1 protein-coding gene is annotated in these 1,985 nt (G+C 64.3%); it reads right to left on the reverse strand.

Annotated features, from left to right (window positions below; translation table 11 throughout):
* Positions 1 to 105: 105 nt before the first annotated feature.
* Positions 106 to 714 carry an STAS domain-containing protein gene (locus OTB19_RS42590; protein WP_267804231.1) on the reverse strand — a complete coding sequence of 203 codons (609 nt, stop codon included), beginning with the start codon at positions 712 to 714 and terminating at the stop codon, positions 106 to 108.
* Between the last annotated feature and the right edge of the window lie 1,271 nt (positions 715 to 1,985).

Below are 1,985 nucleotides of genomic sequence, written 5' to 3' on the forward strand. Positions count from 1 at the left end.
CACTTACGAGGTGCCCTCTTGCTCGGGTCTGATGGAAGCGTAGAAACTCCCATCATCCCAGGTCAGCGGGCACCTCTTCTGATTTCTCCATCCACAGCCCGACCACTACGCGGTGGATCCAGGTTGAGTGCCTGACGGTGAACTTCGGCAACATCTTGCGAAAGCGCGCGTGGCGGGGCCGGCTCCCGGAGCGCTCCGGGAATACGACCGGACCGAATAACCGGGCCCTGACCCCTCGTGTTGAGCCGAGCGGACCTCGACGGCCGCTGAAGCTGTGGTGCTGCGCTCTGGGCAGCGTCTTGATCCACACTTCGTGGTGGCGTCGGCATCGCATGTTCGGCTGTCAGGGGAGGGCAGGGGGAGATTGTCGTAGAGGGAGAAGAGTGCTGCGGTCCCGGTGAGTTCGAGGATCCGTTGGAGGGGGCGGCTGGGGCGGGCGAGCCGTAGCTCGATGCCGTGTTGTTGGGTGTCCTGCCGGGCCTTGAGGAACACGTTGAGGCCGCTGGAGTCGCAGAAGCCGAGGGCGGCCAGATCGATCACCAGCAGGCGCAGTGGTGGATGTGCGCGCATTGCGTCGGCCAGGGCCTCTTCCAGGGGGTCGAGGAGAGTGTGGTCGAGGTCGCCGGTCACGCTCAGGACGCGCGTGCGGTGGTCGATGTTTTGGTAGGTGACGGTGAGCACCGGCCGGTCGGCCGGGGACTTGGAATGCGTCATCGGACCAGCCTTTTCCACGGGGCTCGGTGCCTGTCAAGGTTATACGGATTCGGTGATGCAGGGGCGGGGCCTACCGGGGGATGAAGGCGCTGACGGTCTTCCCGCCGCTCTGCATGTGGGTGATGTTGGTGGTTTGCGCCCTGCGCCCACTGTGGTGGCACCTGCACGCTGTCCCCTGACCGCCTACCCGAACTGCATCGAGGTGGCGGTCCAGGACCCCAGCCCGCTTCCGCCGCGCACCCGCGTTCCTGACCTGCACGGCGGGGGCGGAGGGGGCGGTTGGTCCATGGTCAACCACCTCACGCGAGCTCCGAGACGCCAAGACGACGTCTTCGCCGGCCTGGTCCGCGTCAAGGGGCAGGAAGCGTTCGAGGAAGCCGCAGGTGCTCGCGCGCCCGTCACCGATGGGGGAGGCCGCTGTGGACCGGTCGGTCGAGACCTCGATGCGCACCGTGCCCATTTCAGATCACCCCACTCTCCCTTTGGGCCGTACGTGCCGGCCTGGCCCGTGCAGCGCTTGTGCCCACCGTCGAGACGTTCGACCCGCGGTGTGTCCGCTGCCCTCCATGTTCGAAGCGGATTACCTCCTCATCGAGCGTAAGGAAATCTATTTCGGCCGGAGTAGACATCTCTCCGTGTCGTGGTTATGGTTCTTCTCGTAGCCCAGAGAGACAGCAGGGCCTGGCAGAGACGAACTGCCAGGCAGCAGTACCTGTAGTTGCAGTGTGTATGGCGGTGCGGTGGTGGAGTTTCGAAGCCAGATCGGTTGCAGGACGGCGACGGGACTGATCACCGGGCCGGGTGGCCCGCAGTGATCAGGGGCCACCACAAGCAGGACCCGGTTAACGCAGTTGTGGTTGCAATACCAGCAGTGAAGTGAAGTGAGCAGTTCCTCGGTGAAGGCGTCGGCTGCGGGCGCGCGTGCCGGGAGGTTCGGCAGTGGGGTTCTAAGCCAGAGCAGACGCAGGATGGGCGACGGGGCTGGCTGTCGAGGAGTGACGCTTTTGCAGGTCACCAGCAGTAGGCAACACCTGTAGTACAGGCAGTTCAGTAGTGAGAGCAGTACCCGCGTTGCAGTAGTTCGCAGTAAGCAGTACGGCAGTTCCCGTTTGGTATGTGAGTGATCGAGAGGGAAGAACGGAGGAGCTAAGTGGTCTGCGTCGTAAGTCCTTCGGGGGTTGATCACGCGGCCTTGGCGGCGGAGGATTCTTCTGGGTGATCGGCGGTGTGCTGGTCGAGCCTGGCCAGGAGATCGTCCAGGTCGGAGGTGG

This window comes from Streptomyces sp. H27-H5 (genome assembly GCF_026627505.1).
Lineage (GTDB): Bacteria > Actinomycetota > Actinomycetes > Streptomycetales > Streptomycetaceae > Streptomyces.

Excerpts from the sequence above, each read along its gene's own strand:
- OTB19_RS42590 (WP_267804231.1), bottom strand. The coding sequence starts at position 714 with ATGACGCATTCCAAGTCCCCGGCCGACCGGCCGGTGCTCACCGTCACC.